Source organism: Ruegeria sp. CDSB022, from assembly GCF_059611145.1.
The window spans coordinates 44,629-67,611 of sequence record NZ_JBXWOZ010000019.1 but is presented as its reverse complement, the minus strand read 5'-3'; the positions used below and the strand labels follow the sequence as shown (position 1 = coordinate 67,611).

The 22,983-nt window shown below is 56.3% G+C and carries 23 protein-coding genes and 1 pseudogene; 15 read left to right on the top strand and 9 right to left on the bottom strand.

Annotation, left to right across the window (positions count from 1 at the left end):
* Window positions 1-290: 290 nt before the first annotated feature.
* From AC2FIZ_RS19035 to AC2FIZ_RS19025, 3 genes are all read right to left on the bottom strand, one after another.
* Window positions 291-1,181 carry a DUF2950 family protein gene (locus AC2FIZ_RS19035; RefSeq protein WP_496690423.1) on the bottom strand — a complete coding sequence of 297 codons (891 nt, stop codon included), beginning with the start codon at window positions 1,179-1,181 and terminating at the stop codon, window positions 291-293.
* Window position 1,182: 1 nt separating this feature from the next.
* Window positions 1,183-2,511, bottom strand: a complete 1,329-nt coding sequence (locus AC2FIZ_RS19030) for a DUF3300 domain-containing protein (RefSeq protein ID WP_496791470.1) — start codon at window positions 2,509-2,511, stop codon at window positions 1,183-1,185.
* Between the two features lie 190 nt (window positions 2,512-2,701).
* Window positions 2,702-3,538, bottom strand: coding sequence for an amino acid ABC transporter substrate-binding protein (locus AC2FIZ_RS19025; RefSeq protein WP_185956747.1), 837 nt, complete (start codon window positions 3,536-3,538; stop codon window positions 2,702-2,704).
* Between the two features lie 369 nt (window positions 3,539-3,907).
* On the opposite strand from AC2FIZ_RS19025, the gene AC2FIZ_RS19020 reads away from it, so the two are divergent.
* From AC2FIZ_RS19020 to AC2FIZ_RS19010, 3 genes and pseudogenes are all read left to right on the top strand, one after another.
* Complete coding sequence (locus AC2FIZ_RS19020; protein ID WP_281973801.1) at window positions 3,908-4,780, top strand: hypothetical protein; 873 nt, start codon at window positions 3,908-3,910, stop codon at window positions 4,778-4,780.
* Window positions 4,777-5,541: a hypothetical protein gene (locus AC2FIZ_RS19015; RefSeq protein ID WP_281973800.1), complete on the top strand. Its 765-nt coding sequence runs from the start codon at window positions 4,777-4,779 to the stop codon at window positions 5,539-5,541. The genes AC2FIZ_RS19020 and AC2FIZ_RS19015 overlap by 4 nt, the downstream gene beginning before the upstream one ends.
* A gap of 102 nt (window positions 5,542-5,643) precedes the next feature.
* Window positions 5,644-6,839 (top strand): annotated as a pseudogene (locus AC2FIZ_RS19010) (DUF3604 domain-containing protein).
* Here the strand turns inward: AC2FIZ_RS19010 and sfsA are convergent.
* Window positions 6,764-7,480, bottom strand: coding sequence for a DNA/RNA nuclease SfsA (sfsA, locus tag AC2FIZ_RS19005; protein ID WP_281973799.1), 717 nt, complete (start codon window positions 7,478-7,480; stop codon window positions 6,764-6,766). The pseudogene AC2FIZ_RS19010 and the gene sfsA overlap by 76 nt on opposite strands.
* 49 nt (window positions 7,481-7,529) lie before the next feature.
* Between sfsA and AC2FIZ_RS19000 the strand changes: the two genes are divergently transcribed.
* Genes AC2FIZ_RS19000 through AC2FIZ_RS18985 form a run of 4 tightly spaced genes read left to right on the top strand, consistent with a single transcriptional unit; the run spans window position 7,530 to window position 10,445 of the window.
* On the top strand, window positions 7,530-8,252 hold the full coding sequence (locus AC2FIZ_RS19000) for a competence/damage-inducible protein A (RefSeq protein WP_142640091.1): 723 nt from the start codon (window positions 7,530-7,532) through the stop codon (window positions 8,250-8,252).
* A complete protein-coding gene (locus AC2FIZ_RS18995) occupies window positions 8,249-8,977 on the top strand; it encodes a GNAT family N-acetyltransferase (RefSeq protein WP_271952061.1) in 729 nt (242 codons plus the stop codon). The genes AC2FIZ_RS19000 and AC2FIZ_RS18995 overlap by 4 nt, the downstream gene beginning before the upstream one ends.
* Window positions 8,974-9,546: a peroxidase-related enzyme gene (locus tag AC2FIZ_RS18990; RefSeq protein WP_281973798.1), complete on the top strand. Its 573-nt coding sequence runs from the start codon at window positions 8,974-8,976 to the stop codon at window positions 9,544-9,546. The genes AC2FIZ_RS18995 and AC2FIZ_RS18990 overlap by 4 nt, the downstream gene beginning before the upstream one ends.
* A complete protein-coding gene (locus AC2FIZ_RS18985) occupies window positions 9,543-10,445 on the top strand; it encodes an OmpA family protein (protein ID WP_281996022.1) in 903 nt (300 codons plus the stop codon). Before AC2FIZ_RS18990 ends, AC2FIZ_RS18985 begins: the two co-directional genes overlap by 4 nt.
* Window positions 10,446-10,448: 3 nt before the next feature.
* Here AC2FIZ_RS18985 and AC2FIZ_RS18980 read toward each other — a convergent pair whose 3' ends face one another.
* Window positions 10,449-11,411 carry a sodium-dependent bicarbonate transport family permease gene (locus AC2FIZ_RS18980; protein WP_281996023.1) on the bottom strand — a complete coding sequence of 321 codons (963 nt, stop codon included), beginning with the start codon at window positions 11,409-11,411 and terminating at the stop codon, window positions 10,449-10,451.
* A gap of 96 nt (window positions 11,412-11,507) precedes the next feature.
* Here AC2FIZ_RS18980 and AC2FIZ_RS18975 point away from each other — a divergent pair, with 96 nt between their 5' ends.
* On the top strand, window positions 11,508-12,425 hold the full coding sequence (locus AC2FIZ_RS18975; protein WP_281996024.1) for a hydrogen peroxide-inducible genes activator: 918 nt from the start codon (window positions 11,508-11,510) through the stop codon (window positions 12,423-12,425).
* Window positions 12,426-12,475: 50 nt separating this feature from the next.
* Here AC2FIZ_RS18975 and AC2FIZ_RS18970 read toward each other — a convergent pair whose 3' ends face one another.
* Window positions 12,476-13,381: a LysR family transcriptional regulator gene (locus AC2FIZ_RS18970; protein WP_142639975.1), complete on the bottom strand. Its 906-nt coding sequence runs from the start codon at window positions 13,379-13,381 to the stop codon at window positions 12,476-12,478.
* 228 nt (window positions 13,382-13,609) lie between these two features.
* Here AC2FIZ_RS18970 and AC2FIZ_RS18965 point away from each other — a divergent pair, with 228 nt between their 5' ends.
* Both AC2FIZ_RS18965 and AC2FIZ_RS18960 read left to right on the top strand, forming a co-directional pair.
* Window positions 13,610-14,050 carry a DUF4399 domain-containing protein gene (locus AC2FIZ_RS18965; RefSeq protein ID WP_142639977.1) on the top strand — a complete coding sequence of 147 codons (441 nt, stop codon included), beginning with the start codon at window positions 13,610-13,612 and terminating at the stop codon, window positions 14,048-14,050.
* A gap of 127 nt (window positions 14,051-14,177) precedes the next feature.
* The gene (locus tag AC2FIZ_RS18960; RefSeq protein ID WP_142639979.1) at window positions 14,178-14,786 is read left to right on the top strand and encodes a LysE family translocator; all 609 of its coding nucleotides are present in this window, start codon (window positions 14,178-14,180) and stop codon (window positions 14,784-14,786) included.
* 51 nt (window positions 14,787-14,837) lie between these two features.
* Here the strand turns inward: AC2FIZ_RS18960 and AC2FIZ_RS18955 are convergent, their stop codons facing one another.
* Window positions 14,838-16,865, bottom strand: coding sequence for an FAD-dependent oxidoreductase (locus AC2FIZ_RS18955; RefSeq protein ID WP_496791468.1), 2,028 nt, complete (start codon window positions 16,863-16,865; stop codon window positions 14,838-14,840).
* Between the two features lie 138 nt (window positions 16,866-17,003).
* Here AC2FIZ_RS18955 and AC2FIZ_RS18950 point away from each other — a divergent pair, with 138 nt between their 5' ends.
* The gene (locus tag AC2FIZ_RS18950) at window positions 17,004-17,489 is read left to right on the top strand and encodes an RNA pyrophosphohydrolase (protein ID WP_271952074.1); all 486 of its coding nucleotides are present in this window, start codon (window positions 17,004-17,006) and stop codon (window positions 17,487-17,489) included.
* 1 nt (window position 17,490) lies between these two features.
* Window positions 17,491-18,138 (top strand): PAQR family membrane homeostasis protein TrhA, encoded by a 648-nt coding sequence (trhA, locus tag AC2FIZ_RS18945; protein WP_281996029.1) that lies wholly within the window; start codon window positions 17,491-17,493, stop codon window positions 18,136-18,138.
* Window positions 18,139-18,193: 55 nt separating this feature from the next.
* On the opposite strand, the gene AC2FIZ_RS18940 is transcribed toward trhA, so the two are convergent.
* Window positions 18,194-19,183 carry an adenosine kinase gene (locus AC2FIZ_RS18940; protein WP_271952078.1) on the bottom strand — a complete coding sequence of 330 codons (990 nt, stop codon included), beginning with the start codon at window positions 19,181-19,183 and terminating at the stop codon, window positions 18,194-18,196.
* On the bottom strand, window positions 19,180-19,824 hold the full coding sequence (gene nth, locus AC2FIZ_RS18935; protein ID WP_271952085.1) for an endonuclease III: 645 nt from the start codon (window positions 19,822-19,824) through the stop codon (window positions 19,180-19,182). Before nth ends, AC2FIZ_RS18940 begins: the two co-directional genes overlap by 4 nt.
* Window positions 19,825-20,034: 210 nt before the next feature.
* On the opposite strand from nth, the gene AC2FIZ_RS18930 reads away from it, so the two are divergent.
* The 3 genes from AC2FIZ_RS18930 (at window position 20,035) to AC2FIZ_RS18920 (ending at window position 22,983) form a co-directional block, all read left to right on the top strand.
* A complete protein-coding gene (locus AC2FIZ_RS18930; protein ID WP_142639991.1) occupies window positions 20,035-21,078 on the top strand; it encodes a heme-binding protein in 1,044 nt (347 codons plus the stop codon).
* Window positions 21,079-21,155: 77 nt separating this feature from the next.
* Window positions 21,156-22,007 carry a bifunctional helix-turn-helix domain-containing protein/methylated-DNA--[protein]-cysteine S-methyltransferase gene (locus tag AC2FIZ_RS18925; RefSeq protein WP_271952091.1) on the top strand — a complete coding sequence of 284 codons (852 nt, stop codon included), beginning with the start codon at window positions 21,156-21,158 and terminating at the stop codon, window positions 22,005-22,007.
* 76 nt (window positions 22,008-22,083) lie between these two features.
* Entirely contained in the window at window positions 22,084-22,983 is a 900-nt protein-coding gene (locus AC2FIZ_RS18920; RefSeq protein ID WP_142639994.1) for a cation diffusion facilitator family transporter, read from the top strand.

Here is a 22,983-nt window from a genome sequence, read left to right as displayed (position 1 = left end):
CAGGTGCCCGAAGGTCTTCCTCTCAGCAATCGCCATCGCAGCTCTCGTCATCTATTGGCTATGAGTCCTGACCCTAGCGGACAAAGCGGCCATTCGGTCAAACCATTGCGGGCAAATTGGGTCGAATTGAATCAAGGGCAATTATTTCATCGATTAATTAGATTTCCCAAAATCGATCCTTCCCGAACCAGAGTCACTTAAGTCGAAAATTGCATTCAATCTACACCAGCACACGGCAAAAAAGCGGTCAAACCAAGGCCCGGCAACTAAGCGTCGCCGCCAATCTAAGTTTACTCGGCTGGTGACCAATTTGGGCCGGGATCATAGGTCGATATCTCAGCTGTTATTTCAAGCGTATCCGGCCCAAAGTCCGCTTCGAACACGGTGCCGTTTTCACCCACGAGAAAAGAATGGATACCCGTTTCTCCGTAGTCCGCAGGCACCGCAAGCAAGGCGTGACCCGCCACGAACCGATCGCCGACAAAATAGGAATAGGCACCACCCGGAGCATTTGGTCCCTGCCCCTGCAAAATTGCGAAGTAGTAACCGAGGAAAGGTTCAGGTTCGAAATCATCCGCACCGTCGCTCCACCCCGAGGCGGTGGCGCGGGCAAGGGCTTCACCGACAAAACTGTCTTCTTCTGGCCAGAAGAGGCCGTTTCGTGCGCCGGGATCCGATATGATCGTTTGGGCAAATTCCATGACGCCATCGCCATTGTGGTCCACAAGACGAAACGCCGCCTGAAGATCAACATAGGCCTCAAGCGTTTCGATTACTTCCAATTCATTCAGTCCGATTTCACGGGCGGAAAGCTCCTCTACCCCGGCTTCTAAATCAAACTTCCAACCATTCTCAGCTTGCAGAATTGGGATCGGAAAGGGCCAACTATCTTCGCCAAGCAGAAGAAAAACCCCATCATCCTCGGGCTGAAAGCGGTATCCTTTAGCATACATGCCAAGCACTTCCTGCCTTCTTTGCTGATCTTCCACCGGATCACCCGTTCCGATTAGATCTTCTGCCTCTGGTCCGAAAATCTCGAGCAGCTTGTTCTGGTCATCGGCCCTTAACGCTTCGACAAAAGCGTCCAGCGCGGTTTGCGGAGTTTCGAACAGGGCACCGTCGGAAAACGCCGGTCCAGTAGCCACTGCGATCACTAAAATAGAAAAAACCGATTTACGCATGTTACCGCCTCCCCTTGCCTTTGGCAGCATGTCCCCGTTTGGACGCCTTGTGAGCTTTGCCGCCTGAAGATTTTTTCTTCATAGCCTTACCTTTGGACGCAGCGGGTTTTTGCTGAGCCGTGGCCTTTTTTACCTGAGGTTTCTTAGCTGCTTGCGGTTTCTTTTTGACAGGCTTCTTCGCCGCATCTGGCCGTTTAGTCCGATCGATGGCCTGCTGCTTGGCAGCAGCCTTGTCCCGATCAACGTTACCGCGATTCACCTGCGGCAAGGACTTGCCCCCACTACCTCGATTGGCCAGAGCACCGCTCGCGATAGCCCCCGCCCCTGCACCGGCTGCAACTGCTGCCGCGCCTCCCCTGCTGATGTCTGCAGCACCGGATTCACGGCTCAGTTTTGCGCGGAGTTCGTCCGTGCGACCCTCGGGGCGGTCGACAGGCAGGTCGCCGCGACCACCTTCCGGCCTTTTGTGATCAGCGATCTTGTCCCGGGCTTCCTTTTTTCGGTCAGGATCGGGTTTCCATCCGATATCAGTTCGGTCACCAAGATCTATATCGTTACCGATATTGACGTTGCCGTCGACGTCTATGTCGATGTCCGGGTTTCTGTATATCGGGCCACCGCCCCATCCGCCGCAATTCCGGCACCCCCAATAGTCATACCAATCGTCGTCATCGTCGAAAATCTCGTCGATCAGCGCCACGGTGCCAAATGTCAGCAAGGCCGCGCCCACTACGTCCCCGGTCGACGGGCCGGTATAGACAGTCTCGGGATTATATTGCGGGACGTACACTGTTTCGGGTTGTGTCGGAGTAATTACAACCGTTTCTTCATCAGATACCTCGACAGTTTGCTCGGGCCCGGAAACAAGAGCTCCGCTGTCAATTGCCTGATCCCGCATTACCTGCACCGCATCCAGTACATCGTCGGACTGGGCCAGCATGGCGGTGCCGACTGTCTCGGTCCAATCGATGTGGGTGGCCATTTGACCGACGACTTCGGGGAACGCCGTGGCCAATACACTTACAGACGGATCCCAGCCCATAGCTTCGATTTCCGGCTCGAGCTCTACGGGGTCGCGGTCGGCGTTATCCAACAAATACCGTTCTGCTTTAACAATCTCCAGTGGCTGAGTGGCCGCAACGAATATCTGTATGAGTAGAGTGTCGGGAAAAAGAGCCACCGGGGCGACCAAAGTTTGCAACTCAGCATCAGATAAAAGGTCGGATGAAGTTTCAGACGTAACTTCCGTTGCAACAGTATCGGACGCCTCTTGTGCAAACAGGGCGTTAGATGCGCTTAAACTGAGAGCAAATATTATATATCTAAACATATTGCGATCCTTCAATTTATCGAAGGATCGCCTAAGACCGTGATTCTGGCAACTGGCCTGCCAAATGGAGGATCATTTAGTAAAACACGGTCATTGGTCAAGCTGGCTTGAGCCGTCAATTTACTTACAAGGCCAGCTTCTATTGCGCAGGGCGATTAACTCCCGACAAAACTGTTTTGCGCGACAAGCTTCAGGGATTAATGGGGGCGAAAACATACAGAGCTTTTAGTGCTTCGCTCGGCTCCACCCCCGGCAAAGCGAGACGAAATATCTCTTCCATTGTGCCCTGAGCATACATTTCTGACAGAATACTATCGACAACGAGTCGAAAGTTATCGTCACCCCTCGCGATGGCCAATCCTTGCTTTTCTATCGTCAGTATTTCCTGGGATAGTTTGAATTTGCCCTTTAGTCCCGCAGCAATGTAGTTGACCAGCAAAATCGACTGATCTGCAAAATAGGCGTCAATTTCACCGTCTCGAAGTGCTTTGATACCGTCTGGGTGTGAAGCGAACCGCACCATTTCTGCGTCGATACCTGCAGCTTCAAATGAATTCAGAACGGACGCCTCTGTTGTTGTGCTGCTTCTCATTCCAACCTTCTTTCCCGCGAGTGCACCCATGGTGCCTTCAGCCTCGATTGGTAACAATATGGACGTGCCATCGACATAAGTTGGAATTGAGAAATCAACAATTTCGCGTCGGGAAAGTGTAATCGACGCTGCCCCGCAGAGCATATCCACCTCTCCGGAAGCAACTTTGTCGAAACGATCCTTAGAGTCGACCGGAATGAACTGAACATTCAAATCCTTCAATTCCAGTTTCTGCGCAATTACCTTCGCTACTTGATCGCAAATCAACGGCGACAGACCAAACGGGCGACCTTGGTCGTTAATGTAAGACAACGGAGCAGCATCTGTTCGAAAACCAAATCGGATTTCGTTGTTTTTTGTTATCCTGTCGATTGTTTGGGCAACCGCGCCGGTTGTGAATAGAACCGTCACAATAAGTATAGAAAGCAAGCGCATGGTTTTTCCCTCTTTAGTGGCGTAACACCCTTGTGGAGGTGAAAAGCACCCTGTGTCGAGAGTAAAACACATTGTGTCGCCTAGGAGTCGGTTTGTTGATGAGAGGTGCTGGCATGGCGACGAATCGAAAGCATACCCTCGCAATATTGGCAGATGCCCGAATGCATCTGCTCCTTCTCTGGGCATAACGCGAGAGAAAAGTCTTGTGGGCAGAGCTTATGCTCGAAGTTTCAAAGGACCCGCGTCAACTGCAAGTCGTTGCGACAACACAACACCGCACCAGTATATTTTCGTGGTGCAAACTGTTGACCTTCGCCGTGACGCTGTACGGTAGGGTTGATATTCAACGGTGAGGTTGAGCGAAGGGTAATGGGAATAGAACTACAACGGAGTTTGGCGGAACTTGGGGCGCGTAAAACCGTACCTTTTGCCTTTGTGTGTTTGCTGTTCTTCGCATCCTGTGCAACCACGAACCCAGAACTTTTGAAGTCCGAGTTGAACGCTCGACCCAGTGCACAGAATGCGTCGCCAAGCGACTACGCCGGGGAAGTTCAATTTAGCATCTCAAACAAGATTCCCGCTCGTGGGAAAAACCTACCTTACACATTTAACGCGGGCATCAGCAGTGCGACGTCAACGCGCCTAGGTTTCCGGGGGCTCTTAGATCTGCGAGAAATCCAAGTCCAAGCGCCCGCGCTTCTGTCGGGTACTCTGGAACAAAGTTGCTCTTTGAATGTTGACTTTGAACTCGACGACGCCCGCGCCAGCGGTGATCTCATTGAACTCGTTGGCTCAGTGGACGTCGAGCTTTATCGTTGTCGAAACGAAGAATCCGAGGGAACCAACGGGCGTGGAGTACGCTTTATCTCGACGACTGTTGGGATCGCCGCAGCGGCACGCGCCAATGTTCAAGATCAATGCGTTCACTTTGATCTTGCCGACGTCGTGCTTCAACCTACCGGGTTTGTCGGCGGGTTGGTTAACCTAATTGGCCTCACAGAGCGCGTCGAGGAGGTCGTTCTCACCAAGGCAAAGGAGTTCACCGAAGAGAATGTGATTTGTCCGGAGATGCCTTCGGAGCTTTCTTCGTTGAATCCGGTTTTCGACGCCGGCGGTACACGAGAAATTGGTGACGGTGGCATCGGTGTTGCGTTGAGCGGCTCAATCGACACCAGTGCGATGACGATGATGGAACTCCTGGCGGTTATGCAATCTCGCGGTATTGTTGGGGGGGCAGGATGATGGATCGGATCTTTCTTCTGATACTAGCTACTGCCGGGCTTTTCGGATCCGCGCTGCTAGCTGAAGAGGTTACCTTCGAAGCAAACGGGGACGTCATGCTAGGAGATCGTGAGTTTCCCGTTGATCTGGCATTGAGACTAAAAGATGTGAACGCGACAAGGATCTCAATCGAAAGTGTCGTAGACCTTCGCCGGGCAAAAGAAATACTTGTAGAGGAACTCAAACGAGCCGCGTTTGTAGATGTCTGCAACGCACTGATCGGTGTGACCGAAGCAACGGCCCGTGCCGACGATACAGTGATTTCGCTAAGTGGGAGGATCGAAGCAGAGCTTTTCCGATGCGAAAGCCGCAGCGACGGTGGATCTATACGCGGCGAGAACACTTTCGCTGGTGGCTTGACGGTGGGTGCTTCCGCTTCGGCCGAATTCAAAGATGACTGCCTTTTTTTCCGTTTGGATGACCTGAGACTTGCTCCGGATCAACTCACCGAGTCGTCCGATGCAAAGGGCAATGTCGAAAAGGTTCGGCAGGTATTCATCGAGACCGCGAACGCAATACTTCAAAGAAACCCGGTATGCCCAGAACTACCTCCCGAACTTGTCTCTCTCTCACCAACTTACGACGCCGGTGGCACACGGGAGTTAGGGGAAGGTGGCGTCGGACTGTTCTTCCGAGGTTCAATCGAAACGAGTACTGAGGCAATTATTGACATCCTTCAGGTACTCCAGTCGAAGAAGGTGCTTCCACCTCCGCCCCGGTGAACCTAGCCAACGGCTTAGTGCGGTAGATAGAATCTAATTATTTCGAAGAACAAGAACGAGTCGTAGAAATGTGCATTTAACGTAGCATCATTCGTGCAATAGATGAGGTCAAAAATGATCCGTTTTGCATCTGTTCTTACCATTTTGCTTGCTTTTTGCGCCCATGCCGAGGACATCCCGAGCACTCAACGCGGCGACAGGCAGTATTCACCTTATCCACGGCAGAGCTTTCCCAATCAGGTCTTTTTTGGCGACACTCATTTGGATACGTCCGACTCTGCAGATGCCGGTATGATCGACAATGTGCTAGGCCCTGAAGAAGCCTACCGCTTTGCCAAGGGCGAGGTGGTGATATCCAGCACCGGTGTCGAAGCTAGGCTGCGCTGACCATTGGACTTTTTGGTGGTTGCCGATCACGCTGAGAACTTGGGTCTCGTGCCGCTGTTGGCAGCGAAAGACGCCACACTTCTCATGACTGAGTTTGGGCAACAACTTAACGCTGCCGTTGAACCCACTGCGAACCCGATCCGTTTCGAAGAAGTCGTGGGCGGCATCGGTGGCGACGAGAAGGTTGCCCAATATGCATGGCAAACTTCGGCGTCGGGAATGGCGGCAGTTTGGGCAAGAGAAAACACACGCGAGGCCATTTGGCACTCTCTTGCTCGGAAAGAAGTCTACGCAACCAAAGGTCCGCGCATGCGCGTTCGCGTTTTTGCCGGATACGATTTTGAAGAAACGGACCTGCCGCGTGCTGATTTTGCCGCGTATGGATATGAAGGAGGCGTCCCGATGGAGCCAATTTAGACCGCATTCAAATCGTCAAAGGGTGGTTAAATAGCGACGGGACAACTTCGGAACACGTTTACGATATTTCTTGCGGCGGGCGCGAACTAGTGAACGCGAAGTGTGACGGGCCCGTTGGCGACACCGTTGACGTTGAGAGTGCAACTTGGACAAACGATATTGGTCAGGCAATTCTATCCGAGTATTGGAAAGACCCCGATTACGATCCGGAACAAAGCTCTTTCTACTATGCCAGAGTGTTGGCAATACTAACGCCACGTTGGACAACATACGATGCCAAAGTGCTCGGAACGGAGATCCCTGACGAAGCCCCACGGTCGATACAAGAGAGGCATACACATCGTCAATCTGGCAGGGACGATTGTTATAAGGCTGAAACCAGAATTTACTTAGTCCGCTTTGGGCTCAAACTACCCCTTCAACGCTTCTGCATGAACAATTGGCTTTCGGTCACGTTTACCCAAACCCCTTCAGGCGATATCCGTGTGCCATAGACCAGTTTCTCGACACCCCTAGCTTGCGCCAACTCGAACGCCGTTGCATAGGTCGGGTCGATATCCGCGGCCAATGCAATTCGCTCACAATCGGTGCGCTGAACCAGATACAGCAGGATTGCGCGATGCCCCTGGTCCACCATAGCTGTCAGTTCCCCTAGATGTTTGGTTCCGCGCGCTGTGACGCTGTCGGGGAATTCGGCCAGACCGGGTTCGCGAGACAGGGTCACGCATTTTACCTCGACATAAGCGTCCTGAAGGCCCGGCTGGGTCAGCAGGAAATCAACGCGGCTGTTCTCGCCGTATTTCACCTCGGGGCGCACGGTTTCATACATTGCCAGCTCGGGGATTTCTCGCGCCATCAGGGATGCGCGCAAGGCTCGGTTCGGAACTGATGTATCGACCCCGGTGAAATGCCCGTTTTCGTGATCGACCAGCCGCCAGCCATATTTCAGCTTTTTCTTCGGGTCGTCATTGGGCTCCAACCATATTTTCTCGCCCGGTTCGGCCAGTCCCATCATCGAGCCGGGATTGGCGCAATGCGCTGTCACCTCGCGCCCGTCCTCAAGCCTGCAATCGGCCAGAAAGCGTTTATAGCGGCGGATCAGGTGGGCGGGGACAAGAGGGGTTTCAAATCGCATGCTTCAGGGCCTATACCTGCGGAAAGGGTCGATCAAGGGGGCGCAGGCCATGCAAAATCCAACCGCAGCCATGCTGGTGATCGGGGATGAAATCCTGTCGGGTCGCACCCGCGATGCAAACATGCATTATCTCGCGCAGGAGCTGACCAAGCAGGGGATCGACCTGAAAGAGGTCCGTGTGGTCAGCGATGACGCCGCTACAATCGAAGCCGCCGTTCAGGCGTTGTCGGCAAAGTTTGATCATGTCTTCACCAGCGGCGGGATTGGACCGACCCATGATGATATCACCGCCGATTGCATCGCCCGTGCCTTTGGCGCGCATATCGACATCCGCGACGATGCCCGCGCTTTGCTTGAAGCGCATTACGAGAAATCCGGGCTGGAACTGAACGCTGCCCGTTTGCGCATGGCGCGCATCCCTGATGGTGCCACGCTGATCGACAATCCGGTGTCGACTGCGCCAGGCTTTACCATCGGCAATGTTCATGTGATGGCTGGGGTGCCCTCGGTCTTTCAGGCGATGGTGGCGAGTGTATTGCCGGGTCTGACCGGCGGTGTTCCTCTGCTGTCCCAAACCTTACGGGTGGATCGCGGCGAAGGCGATATCGCCGCCCCCCTTGCGGCACTCGCAGCGGATTTTCAGGATCTGTCCATCGGGTGTTATCCGTTTCAGATCAACGGTGTGTTTGGCGCCAATGTGGTCATTCGCGGAACCGAAGGTGCCCGGATCGACGCGGCCTCAACCCGGTTGGCGAAAGAGCTTGGTCTGTGAGCGTTACCTGGCCTGACGTCGTCGAGGGTACATGGCCATCTGCGCAGCGCCAAAAGCTGGGGCCGTTTCTGGTGCGTCAGGGTCTGGGCGGCGGATCGCGGGTAAGTGCGGCCAATGCGCTGGGGCCTGCCTCGGATGAGGATATTGCGGCGGCCGAGGTCGCGATGCAGGCACTGGGACAAAAGCGCATCTTTTGCCTGTGGCCAGGGGACGAGGCGCTGGATACGCAGCTTGAAGGCCGGGGCTATTCCGTGTTGGATCCGGTCAATATTTACACCTGCCCGGTTGAGCATCTGACTGATCTTCCGCTCCCCCGCGTAACGGTGTTCTCGATATGGGAGCCGCTGGCAATCATGCGTGAGATCTGGGCCGAGGGCGGGATTGGACCAGAGCGGCTGGCCGTGATGGAGCGAGCCCCGGGTCCAAAGACCGGCCTGCTGCTTCGCTATAGTGACCAACCTGCTGGTACTGGATTTGTTGCGATGCATGGGGACGTGGCCATGGTCCACGCACTTGAGATTTTGCCCGCTCATCGCCGTCAGGGCCTGGGCCAATGGGCGATGCGCGCGGCTGCGCTCTGGGCACAGGATCAGGGCGCCGGGACGCTCAGCGTGATTTGCACCAAGGCGAATGCGGGGGCCAATGGCCTTTATCGCGCGCTTGGGATGGAGCTTGCCGGAGAATACCATTACCGTCAGCTGGTTGAAGGAGAGAACCCAAAGTGACCGATCTTGCCCTGCCCACCGCGCTGAACCTTCCGATGGCTGATCCGCTGCCGCCCGAGACGCAGAAATACTTCGACATTTGCGTCGAAAAGCTGGGGTTTGTGCCCAATGTCCTGCGGGCCTATGCCTTTGACATCGACAAGCTGAACGCGTTCACCGCGATGTATAACGATCTGATGCTGGCCGATAGCGGGCTGTCCAAGCTCGAGCGTGAGATGATCGCGGTGGTCGTGTCGGCAATAAACAAGTGTTTCTATTGCCTTGTCGCACATGGTGCGGCTGTCAGGCAGTTGTCCGGTGATCCGCAGCTGGGTGAAATGTTGATCATGAACTACCGGGTTGCGCCTTTGGATCAGCGGCAGCGTGCCATGCTGGATTTTGCGTCTAAAATGACCACCGAAAGCACCAAGATCGAAGAGCCTGACCGGCAGGTCCTGCGCGATGCCGGGTTTAGCGACCGCGATATCTGGGACATTGCCAATGTGACCGGCTTTTTCAACATGTCGAACCGTGTTGCAAGCGCGACCGCGATGTCCCCCAACCCCGAGTATCACGCCCAATCAAGATGATCCGCCGCCTCGCCATATTCCTGTTGCTCATTGCGTCGCCCGTTGTCGGCCAAGAGCTGACGCTGCCTTCGGGCGCGCGTCTGGTCAGCGACCGCACAAGCCCGCTCGACAGCTATGACCTGCCCACCGGCCCCTACGTCGACGGAACAGTCCCAGCGCGCCGGGTCGAAGGGCGGGTCGAGCGCTATACCTGGCGGCTGCAGGCCGGGTCCAGCACCACTTTGCAGCTGCTCGCCCCGTTGCGGGAACAGATCAAAGCCCAGGGGTATGAGGTTATCTTTGACTGCGACGCCCGCAGTTGCGGTGGCTTCGATTTTCGCTTTGGAACCGAGGTTGTCCCGACGCCTGACATGTATGTGGCCATCCAGGACTATCGCTTTTTGTCCGCTGCCAAGGGCGACGAAGTCCTGAGCCTTTTGGTCAGCCGAAACCCGCCCGATGGCTATGTGCAGATGATCCGCGTGTCACCTGAGGGGGCCGAGGCCGCGCCTCCGCTGGTGATCGAAGAAGAGGTCGATCAGGCGCAGGGGCTGTTGGCAGAGCTTGCCCAAGAGGGCCACGTGATTCTGGGCGATCTGCATTTCCGCACGGGCGAAATAACCCTGGGTGAGGGGCCTTTCGGCTCTCTGAATGAGATTGCGCAGTATTTGTCGGACAATCCCGGAACGCGGCTGGCTCTGGTCGGGCACACGGATGATACCGGCGCACTCGAGGCCAATATTTCGGTCAGCACGGGCCGGGCGCAAACCGTGCGCGCCCGGCTGATCGAGAAATACGGCGTGGCCGCCGACCGGGTCGAGGCGCGGGGGATTGGTTATCTGGCCCCGATCACCTCGAATGCAACGCCCGAAGGTCGCGAACTCAACCGCCGGGTCGAGGCGGTTCTGCTGATCAACTGATCCCTACATCACCCACCACAGGTACAGCGGCAGCCCGATCGTGATGTTGAACGGGAAGGACACACCCAGCGACAGGGTCAGATAAATCCCGGCCTCGGCCTTTGGCAGCGCGATCTTCATCGCCGCGGGCACAGCGATATACGAGGCGGATGCAGACAGGACCATGAACAGGAACAGGCTGCCTTCGGGCAGGCCGATCACCGCCCCGACCACCCAGGCCATCGCAGCGCCGATCAGGGGCATCAGCATTCCAAAGGCAAACAGACCCAGCGAGAGCTTGTCGCGGTTCTTGATCAGGCTGCGCCCTGCGGAAATGCCCATATCCAGAAGGAAAAGGCACAGGATGCCGGTGAAGGGTGTGACGATGAAGGGCGCAATCATCTGCATCCCTTCGCCACCCGTAATAGCGCCAATTAGAAAGGCCCCGGTCAACAGGACAATCGACCCGTTTGCCAACAGATCGCGCCACAGCCCATTGTCATTGACGCCCTTGCTGCTGGTTTTATGCGCCAGCCAAAGGGCCGAAAGGATGGCGGGAACCTCCATCGCGGCGGCGACAGCAACCATGAAGCCGTCATGATCAAGACCCACCAAATCCAGCAGGCTGGTTGCGGTGACGAAGGTCACGATTGAGATTGACCCATAATGCCCGGCAACAGCCGCCGCATTCAACGCGTCCAGCCGTGTCATGACCCGGAGCAGGCCGAATGCCACAAAGGGGATGACAAAAGACAACGCCACACCGCCTAGCAAAGTCAGGAACAGATCCATGGGGATGCCATGCTCGGCCAGGCTGCTGCCGCCTTTGAAGCCGATGGCCAGCAGCAGATACAGCGACATGAACTTGGCTGCCCCACCGGGGATCGACAGATCGCTGCGGGCAAAAGCCGCGAGCAGCCCGAGGACGAAGAAAAGGATGGTTGGGACCAGCAAGTTGCTGGAAAGGGTTTCGATTACGCTGGGCATTTTGGCTCCTGTCCCGATTTCACGGGCTAAGTGCCTTGCCTATTTTTGTTATCCAAATATTATCTTTCTAATTTTTGGATAGTTTAAAGCTATGAAATGCGCCCAACACTAAGGCAACTGGAATATATCGTTACGGTCAGCCGACTGGGTCGATTTGGATTGGCAGCTGAGGTTCTGAATGTCAGCCAGCCCAGCCTCTCGGCGCAAATTGCCTCTGTAGAACAAGAACTTGGCCTGCGCATCTTTGATCGTAACCGGGGTGGTGTTCAGGTGACTGCCAAAGGCGAAGAGTTCATCGAACGCGCCCAGAAGATCCTTGCCGAAGTCCGGGATCTGCGCCACGCGATGAGCAGCGAGACACCGGTCTCAGGACGGCTAAGGCTGGGCGTGTTGCCCTCAATCGGGCCCTACCTGCTGCCTCAGGTCATCAAAAAGGTCCATCAGGACCGCCCCGGTCTGCGCATTGTCGTGCGCGAGGAAAACACCCGTGATCTGGAACAAGGACTTAAATCTGGTCGGTTTGATCTGATCCTTTCCACGCCCGAGGATCACCCGAACACAATCCAGCAGCGCTTGTTCAACGAGACTCTGTGGATTGGAGTTGCCGTAGACGATGTGCTGTCAAATGATACGTATGGTGTTACGGCTCAAGACTTGCGCGACCGGCTGATCCTGACCTTGGACCAAAGCCACCGTCTGTCCCGGATCGTCTATGCGCTGGCGGCGGAATGCGGTGGGGTTGTGTCGGATGAATACGAGGGGACCACGCTTGATTCCATTGTACTGATGGCGGCCTCGGGGGTTGGGGTTGCGGTGTTGCCGGACCTGTATGCAAGACGTCAGGGGATTTACCGCGATGAGGTCCATTTGCGCCCGTTGACTATAACAAATGCCAACCGCGATATCGCGCTTCTTTCTCGCAGAAAAGAAGCTGATCTGCCCGGACAGAATATCCTGATCCAATCCTTGCGTACGGTCGCGCAGAGTATGGGGCTGGCCGTGTTCAGCGAATAAAAAAAGGCCCACACTACTTGTGCGGGCCGTTCAGTTTCCACCGGGAGAAATTACCAGTCCATCGGGCCTTTTTCGTTGAAGGCATCGACGAGGAAATCAATGAATGCCCGCACCTTGGGCTGCGTAAAGCGACCGGGCGGGTAGACGGCATAAACGCCTTGCACTTCATCGGGCAGCGACGGCATTGCGTCGACAACTTCGCCCGACTTCAGCGCGTCGGAATAGAGATAGCTGGGCAGATGCGCGATCCCAAGCCCTGAGACCGCAGCGTTCAACAAGGATTGCCCATCATTCACGCTGAGCCACCCGGCGGTGCGAACCTGACGTTTTTCACCCGAAGGTGCGGTCAGTTTCCACACATTGCCCGAAGACTGGCTGGAATAATGTAACAGCTTGTGTTCGTTCAGGTCGTCGATCTTTTGCGGACGCCCGAATTTCTCGATATAGGTGGGCGCGGCGACCATCCGCTTGACGGTTTCGGTCAGCTTGCGGGCGCGCAATGTGCTGTCTTCCAGCTCACCAATCCGCACGGCAACGTCGAACCCTTCCGAGATCAGCTCAACATAGCGATTGTTCAGCACCATATTCACCGTGATGTCGGGATAGGCAGCTAGAAATCCCGACAGAACCGGAGACAGGTGATTCACGCCGAAATCTGTCGCCACACTGATCCGCAGCAGACCAGAGGGGGCAGATTGCATCGAGGTGACCAGCGCATCAGCCTCGCCCGCGTCATTCAGAACGCGGCGGGCCCGGTCATAATAGGCCAGCCCGATTTCGGTTGGTGACACGCGGCGCGTCGTGCGGTTCAGCAGTCTTGCGCCCAGGCGTGCTTCCAGGCTGGAAACGTGCTTGGACACAGCCGATTTTGAGATGCCCATTTTCTTGGCCGCGTCGGTGAAACCGCCTTGGTCCACCACGTTGGCGAAGGCTTCCATTTCGGTCAGTCGGTCCATTCTTGTTCCCCAGGTGTAGGTTCTTTAACTGATCTTTACGTCAAATCTGGGCGGAAACAGGGCGGACATGGGATAATATCAGGGATTTGAATCGGATCGTTTGCGCTTGGGAAACTCTGAAACAGTGGTTTCCATATGGGCCACAAGCCTTTTGACAACGGGTATCCTCGATTTCGGGCCGAAACATGCTACCATGAGGATGGCAAATTTGTGACAACGGAGAAGATTATGAAAGCTGTTTTAGCTATTGCCGCAACCTGCCTGTCGGCGACATTTGCTCTGGCCGGGGGTGAAACACCATCAAACCCCGAAGCGCAGGTCTATTTTGTGAAATTGTCTGACGGCGACGTTGTCCAATCTCCGATCACCGTGGTCTTTGGCCTCAGCGGCATGGGGGTCGCGCCGGCGGGTACTGAAAAGGAAAACACCGGGCATCATCATCTGCTGATCGACCGACCGCCTTTGGGGCAGGGAGAGGACGGTGCGGATGAGTTGTCTTATGGTCTGCCCGCGGATGACAATCATATCCATTTCGGCGGTGGCCAGACCGAGGTAACGCTGGATATGGCAGCGGGCGAACATACGCTGCAGCTGGTTCTGGGCGATGCAGGTCATGTACCGCATTCCACGCCCATCGTGTCTGACGTGATTACGATAACCGTTGAATAAGCGATAAGAGACTTCTGCTATTGGTATCCGGCGGGCTTTCAGGAATGTCGCCGGGCCACAGTGATGTATGGCGTTTACTTTTCCTTTCGAACCGGAAATTCTGCGTGCTAGGAAAGGGAGGGCTAGGATGTCGACAGAGTTCCTACTGACGTCTCTGATCGTTGTGCTTTTACCGGGCACCGGCGTGATCTATACGCTTGCGGTTGGGTTGGGGCGTGGCTTTTGGGCCAGTTTTGCGGCGGCGATTGGCTGTACCATAGGGATCGTACCTGCTGCGCTGGCCAGTATCGTCGGTCTTGCGGCCCTGCTGCATACCAGCGCGCTGGCCTTTCTGGTGCTAAAATACCTTGGGGTGCTGTATCTGTTTTACATGGCCTGGGGGATCGTCCGGCAAGGCGGAGCATTGGATGTACAGAGCCAGAAACCCGCAAAAGGGTATGTGAAGATTGCAATCACGGGCACCTTGATCAATGTGTTGAACCCCAAGCTATCTTTGTTCTTTCTGGCCTTTCTGCCGCAATTCATTCCCGCCGGTACAGGTGCCGCCGAAGCAGAGCTGATCAAGTTGGCCTTGTCCTTCATGGCCATGACCTTTGTCGTCTTTGTTGGCTATGGCGCTTTCGCTGCGGTGGCACGCGACTATGTGATCCAGCGGCCCACTGTCATGGCTTGGGTCAGGCGCTGTTTCGCCGGGGCCTTTGGGGCATTGGGTGCAAAGCTGGCGCTGGCCGACTGACCCCAATACCAGCAGAGCGATTGGCCCGGTTCTGGACCGGGCCAAGGCATATCAGAAAGTGGTTGCCAGCCGCGTGCCCTGATTGATGGCCCGTTTGGCGTCCAATTCGGCTGCAACATCCGCGCCGCCGATCACATGAGGGGTGATGCCACGTTCGATCAACGTATCCGCCAGGCTGCGGTCCGAGATCTGGCCCGAGCACAGAACAATCGTATCCACCGCAATTACTGTCGGGTTCTCGCGTGCTTCGCCGAAACTCACATGCAGCCCGTCATCGTCGATCCGCTCATAATTCACGCCACCGACGAAATTGACGTTTTTCATCTTCAGCGTTGCGCGATGAATCCAGCCGGTGGTCTTGCCCAACCCTTTGCCATGGGCTTGCGCCTTGCGCTGCAGCAAAGTCACCTGGCGCGCGGGGGCGGCAGGTTGTGGCCCTTCAGGTGCCAGCCCCGAGCGATGCTCGGCCGGGTCGGTCACCCCCCATTCCTTCATCCAGGCGGGCAGGTCGGTGGTGATGCTGTGGCCTTCTTCCAGAAGGAATTCGGACACGTCAAAGCCGATACCGCCCGCTCCGATCACGGCAACCGATTGGCCAACCGGGGTTTTGTGGCGCAGGACGTCGATATAGTCGACGACATTGTCGCGGTCCTGACCGGGGATTTTCGGATCACGCGGGACGACGCCGGTTGCGATTACCACCTCGTCATAGCCTGCCAGATCATCGGCGCCCACTTCACGCTCAAGCTCGACCTTGATGCCCAGATCAGCAATCATGGCGCGGTACCAGTTGACCAGTCCCCAGAACTCCTCTTTGCCCGGAACCTGCTTGGCCATGTTCAACTGACCGCCGATCTCACGGGCACGGTCAAAAATGGTAACGTCATGGCCGCGTTGCGCGGCGGTCAATGCGGTGGACAGGCCTGCCGGGCCCGCCCCTACGATGGCGATTTTCTTGACGCTGTCGGCCTGTGTGATCACCAATTCGGTTTCGTGACAAGCGCGCGGGTTTACCAGGCACGAGGTCAGTTTGCCCTGGAATGTGTGATCCAGACAGGCCTGGTTGCAAGCGATGCAGGGTGCAATCGTCGCCGCCTCAGCAGCGATGGCTTTGTTGACGAAATCCGCATCTGCCAGCATCGGGCGGGCCAGCGAAACCATGTCGGCGCACCCCGTGGCAAGAACTTCTTCGGCGACTTCCGGCGTGTTAATCCGGTTCGACGTGATGACCGGGATCGAGATCTTACCCATCAGCTTTTTGGTCACCCAAGCAAAGGCCGCGCGCGGAACGCTGGTGGCAATGGTGGGAATCCGCGCCTCGTGCCAGCCGATGCCGGTGTTGATGATCGTGGCGCCGGCCTGTTCGATCCGCTGCGCCAGTTCCACAACCTCATCATGAGTAGATCCGTTGGGAACCAGGTCAATCATCGACAAGCGGTAGATGATGATGAATTCCGTGCCGACGGCCTCGCGCGTGCGGCGGACAACTTCGATCGGCAAGCGCATCCGGTTCTCGTAAGAGCCACCCCAACGGTCCTCGCGCTTGTTGGTGTGAGTCACCAGAAACTGGTTGAGGAAATACCCTTCGGACCCCATGATCTCGACCCCGTCATAGCCCGCTTTCTGGGCCAGGACCGCGGCGCTCACGATATCGCTGATCTGTTTCTCGATACCCTCTTCGTCCAGTTCGGTCGGCGGGAACGGAGAGATCGGAGATTTCACAGGGCTGGGTGCGACACATTTCGGCCCATAGGCATAGCGCCCCGCATGCAGGATCTGCATCGCGATCTTGCCACCGGCCTCATGCACCCGTTGGGTGACGATGGAGTGGTTTGCCACTTCTTTGTCGTTGGTCATCATTGATGCCCCCGGCAGTACCGAACCTTCAAGATTTGGTCCGATCCCACCAGTCACCATCAGCGCCACGCCACCGCGCGCGCGGTCGGCATAGAACTCGGCCACCCGATTCCAATCGCCGGTCTCCTCAAGCCCGGTATGCATCGAGCCCATCAGCACGCGGTTCTTCAGCGTGGTAAAGCCCAGATCCAGCGGGGCCAGCATGTTTGGGTATGCAGTCATCCAGAACTCTCCCTTATAGAATTTGGCTGCCAGATTGACCTTCGCGTCATCTTTGTCACGCGAAACCTAACGTCATACCCTTTGCCTTGGGCCCGCTGCTTGTTACAGACGCTCCAAAGCATGTTCACGAGGCCGCGTATGACCCCCGAAGAGATTGCCAAACTGCCCTACCGCCCCTGCGTCGGGCTGATGTTGATGAATGCCGAGGGTAAGATATTCGTCGGCCAGCGCAACGACCGCCACAAGGACGCCTGGCAGATGCCTCAGGGTGGTGTGGACCAGGGTGAAGACCCGCGCGATGCGGCGCTGCGCGAGCTGTGGGAAGAAACCGGCGTCACGGCAGATCTGGTCGAGATCATCGCCGAGACCGAGGGGTGGTTGCCCTATGATCTGCCGCATGACATCGTGCCGAAGATCTGGAAAGGTCGGTATCGGGGTCAAGAGCAGAAATGGTATCTGATGCGGTTCTCTGGCCGCGACGATCAGATCGACATTCAGACTGAGCATCCCGAATTCACCCGCTGGAAATGGCAGGAACCGGACCAGCTGGTTGCCGAAATCGTGCCGTTCAAACGCGACGTGTATGAACGCGTGGTTGCAGCGTTTTCGGATCACCTGAACTGACATGATCCCACAGACCTATCCCAGTCCGGACCCATGCCACCGCCGCGCCGATCTGGTCGTGCATCTTATCGGTCTGGCGTTGATTTTGACCGCTGGCGGAGCGCTGATCCGCAAATCGTACCTGATGCTCGACAGCGGGCTTATTCTTGCGGTTCTGGTTTATGTAGCCTGTGCGTTGGGCTCTAATCTGGCCTCGTGTTTTTATCACTTTTCCCGCTGGCACCAGCGTCGGCAGCTGCTGCGACGCATAGACCATGCCGCAATCTATTCCAGTATCTGCGGCACCTTCACACCCTTTTTCCTGCTGGCCGGTACCGGCTGGACCATGACTTTGCTCTGGTTGTGCTGGGGGCTGACTGTGGTGGCCATCTGGAACAAGATCGCCAACAAGACGGTCAAGTCCCGATGGTCAACAGCATCCTATCTGGGTCTGGGCGCGCTGGGGCTGTGCGCCATACCCGATCTGAAAGATGTCCCCGTTTCAGTCCTGTGGTGCATTCTGGCCGGGGCGGCAAGCTACGTGATCGGCACAGTCTTTTATGCCCGCAAGACACTGCCTTTCCGCTATGCGATTTGGCACACTTGGGTCAATCTTGGCGGCATATTCATGTTCGTAGGCGTCTGGATCGCCCTGTTCGTGCAGAGATAACCGTGAGGGGAGGGGCTCTGCCCCTCCCACAAACTATAGGCCAGTCCTGATCCGATTAAAGCAAGCCGCCCTGCTTGAGCAAATCGATCATATCCGCCTTGGGGCGCGGGCCGATATGGCTGATCACCTCTCGGGCGCAGACATTGCCCATCTTGGCGCAGGTCTCATAGTCGCGCCCGGTGGCCATGCCAAACAGGAACCCGGCTGCGAATTGGTCGCCTGCGCCGGTGGCGTCGACGGGAACGATTTTTTCCACCGGAATGTCAAAGCGCTGACCTTCATTCAGCACAGTTACCCCGTCGCCTGACCGGGTGCAGACCACCAGAGGGCAGATATCGGCGGTTTTCGCCAGTGCATCCTCAAGATCGTCGGTTTCGAACAGGGATTTGATCTCGGCCTCGTTGCCGATCACAAAATCCAGTTCGTTTTCGATCAGCAGCAGGAAATCGACCCGGTGCCGTTCAACGCAGAACGGGTCAGAAATGGCGATCCCGGCCTTGCCGCCGCCCTTGTGGCAATCCCGTGCGGCCTGAAGGAACGCAGCTTTGCCTTTTTCCTTGTCGAACAAATAGCCTTCAAGGAACATGATCTGGCTGTTACCCGCGACCCCGGCTGACACATCCGCCGAGGAAAGCTCCGAGGAAATCCCCAGATAGGTGTTCATCGACCGTTCACCGTCGGGTGAGACAAAAATCATCGAGCGCGAAGTCGGAAGCTCTCCACCCGGTACGGGCGGGTTCACGAAATCCACACCGTCCTCGTGCATCGCCTCTGCGTAGAATCGTCCCAACGCATCATCATGTACGCGTCCGATAAAGGCTGCGCTCAGTCCCAGTGCGCCGGCACCGGCAATCGTGTTAGCAACGGATCCGCCCGGCGTTTGCACGCGGCCTTCCATAGCGGCGTAAAGAAGTTCACCCCGCTCCTGTTCTATCAGCTGCATGATGCCCTTCTCGATGCCCATCAGTTCCAGAAAACTGTCATCGGCCTGAGAGATCACGTCCACAACGGCGTTTCCAATACCGGTGAGCTGGTAGGTTTTCATAGGTTCTTGTCCTCGAATTGGCAGAGATCGCGGATGATACAGGTTCCGCACATAGGTTTGCGTGCTTTGCAGTGATACCGGCCATGCAAGATAAGCCAGTGATGTGCGTGCAGTTGGAAATCGGTCGGGATGTTATCTTCGATTGCGCGTTCAACCGCATCCACATGTTTTCCCGGGCAGATGCCTGTTCGGTTTCCGACACGAAAAATATGCGTATCCACGGCCTGCGCCGGATAGCGCCACCACATGTTCAACACCACATTGGCGGTCTTACGCCCGACGCCCGGCAGCGATTGCAACGCGGCGCGGGAATTGGGAACTTCGCCGTCATACTCTTCGACCAGAATACGGCTGAGCTTGATAACGTTCTTTGCCTTTTGGCGGAATAGACCGATGGTTTTGATATGCTCGATCAGACCATCCTCGCCCAGGTCCAGCATCTTTTGCGGGGTGTCGGCGGTTTTGAAAAGGGCGCGCGTAGCCTTGTTGACGCCGACATCGGTGGCCTGTGCAGACAGCGCCACCGCTACGACCAGAGTATAGACATTCACATGCTCTAGCTCACCCTCAGGTTCCGGGTCAGCCTGCTGAAAGCGGGTAAAAATCTCTCGGATAGTGTGGTAATCAAGTTGCTTGGCCATGCGGCGACGTATGCACGTATTGCGGCGCAGGGCAAGCCGATGGCTCGGGTAACCACACAAGCAAGAATCTGCTTAGCGGATAGCTGTGGGTTTTGGATTACGTAAGGTAAGCCTGATTCGTGTTATTCTTGCCAGGCGCAGCCTATTTTTATTTCAGCGCATTTTTCCCGCATTGGCGGATATTTTATTTAATTATTGAAAGGTTGATCCATGGCGAACCCAGATCTTGCCGCAAAACTGCAGTCCCGTTATCGGTCTGTTGAGCTGGCCCATCAAGGTGACGAAGACCTCGGCCCCCTGAAATTACTGCCCGGAGTTTGGAAGAACGGCGACAGCACGCGCGGACGTGGCTGGAACATGATCGCGCTTCCGTTTGCGACCGAGCCTGGCAGCCGTCTCAACTACCGTCTGCTGGTTAATCAATTCGAGGAAACGCTTCAATTCACGACCGTTGACAAAGCGGTTCCAAACCGCGGGATTGAGCGTCCGAACCCGGCCTCAGGAGACCCGACCATTAACACCGATCAGTTTGTCGTCACGCTGGACTATCAGCAGTCCATCGCGCAGCTCTCGGCTGAAGATCGCCCCGACAGCGGACTGGCGGGACCTGCCGATCTGGCCATCCATCACGAGCCCGGTCTGTTCCTGCATATGACCAATCTGACCACAAACAATCTGAACGTTGCACGTTTGGGAACGGTGCCACATGGCGACTCGTTGTTAGGTCTTGGAGAAGCGAGCGAGATCGATGGACCGCCGACGATTCCGGTGGTGGACGGGCTGCCCGAAGGGGCCACAAAGGACCTGAACAGCGGATATCTTTCGCCCTACAAACATTATCACGATAATCCGTTCAACGGCGTTGTGACCGCCCCGGGGTTCCCAGGCTTCGACCCTGTGCATCCGCATCTGTTGTTGGCAGCTGGAATACCGAACAATGTGAAAAAAACCACGATATTGCCGTTCAACACCGCGCTTGAGGATGCCGGGATCGTCAACATTCCGTTTGTTGTCAAACAAGCCAACGCGGCGGTGATGGATTCGATCTTTTGGATCATGGAGCTGGACGAGCCGGGAATTGGCGGTGAACCCAAGCTGCTGATGATGTATCTGCAGAATGTCGGTCTGGATTTCTTCCCACGCTTTGACGGGAAGCCCGGTCTGATCCGCTGGCCGCATGTCAGCATCAACGTCATGGAAAAGGTTGCACCCCCGGAAGAGGCGGCACCTTATACCGTTATCCCGCAGGTCTGAGGGCGCAGATAGCGCAAGAATCGGGTCGCACTCTGGTCGTTAACAGGCCATCTTCTGTCTATGGAAGGAGTGCGATCATGAATGTTCAGACCCCAGAAAGCGGCTATCACTATAATGTCATGCGCCGGGCGATTGACCTGATTGATCAGGGCGGAGAGGCCCTGAGTCTTGAGGAACTGGCACAGCAGATGGATATGAGCCCCGCGCATTTCCAGCGCCTGTTCTCACGTTGGACCGGGGTATCGCCCAAGCGGTATCAGCAATATCTGACGCTGGGCCATGCCAAGGCGTTGCTGCGCGAGCGGTACACGACACTGGAAACCGCCCTGAATGTGGGCCTGTCCGGCAGCGGTCGCCTGCATGATCTGTTCCTGAAATGGGAATCCATGAGCCCCGGCGAATACGCCCGTAGGGGTGCCGGTTTGACCATCTATTGGGGATGGTTTGAATGTCCTTTTGGTCCTGCTTTGGTGATGGGCACCGACAAGGGCATCTGCGGAATGGCCTTTGGGGCCGAAACCGGCGAAGAAAATGCCATGGCGGATATGTTGTCGCGTTGGCCCAATGCCAATTTCGTCGAGGACCCGATGCGCCTGCGGCCCTGGGCGCTCAGTGCATTTGGCGCGGTGAGCGACCGATTGGAACCAACGCCTCTGTATTTGATTGGCTCGCCCCTGCAGATCAAAGTGTGGGAAGCGCTGATGCATATCCCTTCGGGGCAGGTCACAACCTATTCCGAGATCGCGCAACGGGTGGGATCACCGCAAGCTGTGCGCGCCGTCGGGACGGCCGTGGGTCGAAACCCGGTCAGTTGGCTGATCCCTTGCCACCGCGCGCTGCGAAAATCCGGAGGGCTGGGTGGGTATCATTGGGGCCTGCCGGTGAAACGCGCCATGCTGGCCTATGAGGCGGCACAAGCAGACGCTTGATTTCTGATCAGAAAAAGCCATAGGGATCATCGAACAAAGTGATAGACCTGTCCCAAGGTTGCAGGACACCAAAGCGATGATCCAGAAATTTGCCCTGTGGTCGATCCCGATTTCCATCGCGGTTCTGGCCTTGAAACTGTTGGCCTGGTGGTTGACGGGATCAGTCGCCTTGTTGTCCGATGCGATGGAATCCGTGGTCAATGTGGTCGCGGCCTTGCTGGCGTTCTTTGCGGTTTCGATCGGCGGCAAACCTCCTGACGATAATCACCCCTTTGGGCACAAGAAAGCCGAATACCTGTCTGCTGTTGTCGAAGGTGTGCTGATCGTGCTGGCGGCGCTTCTAATCCTGCGAGAGGCCGTTGCCGCGCTGTCATCGTCGCATCTGGACCAGGCCCCGCTGACCGGGGTGGCAATCAATGTGCTGGCAACCGCTTTGAACGGTGCGTGGGCCTATATGTTGCTGCGGGTCGGGCGGCAGTACGCCTCTCCGGCGCTTGAGGCCAGCGCAAAGCATATCTTTACCGATGTGTTCACCTCGGTGGGCGTTGTCATCGGATTGGTGCTGGCCCTTGCCACCGGCTGGCTGATCCTGGACCCGATCCTGGCCATTCTGGTCGCCCTGAACATTCTGTGGGAGGGATGGAAGGTCATTCGCAAGTCGATTGACGGTCTGATGGACGTATCCCTTACTGATCCCGAACTGGATGAAGTGCGGAGCATCATCGATGCAAATCTGGGCCGGGCGCTGGAATATCACGACCTGCGGGGCCGTCGATCCGCCAGCATGATCTTTGTCGAGTTCCATCTGGTCGTTGACGGTGGCATGAGCGTGGCGACGGCCCATGATATCTGTGACGATATCGAAGACGCTTTGACCGATCAGTTCCCCGGATCGGTTTTTGTGATTCATCTTGAGCCGGATTCAGAGTCTAAAGGGCCCGGCGCAGATAGCGCACGGGCCCCGAAAACAGGTTAG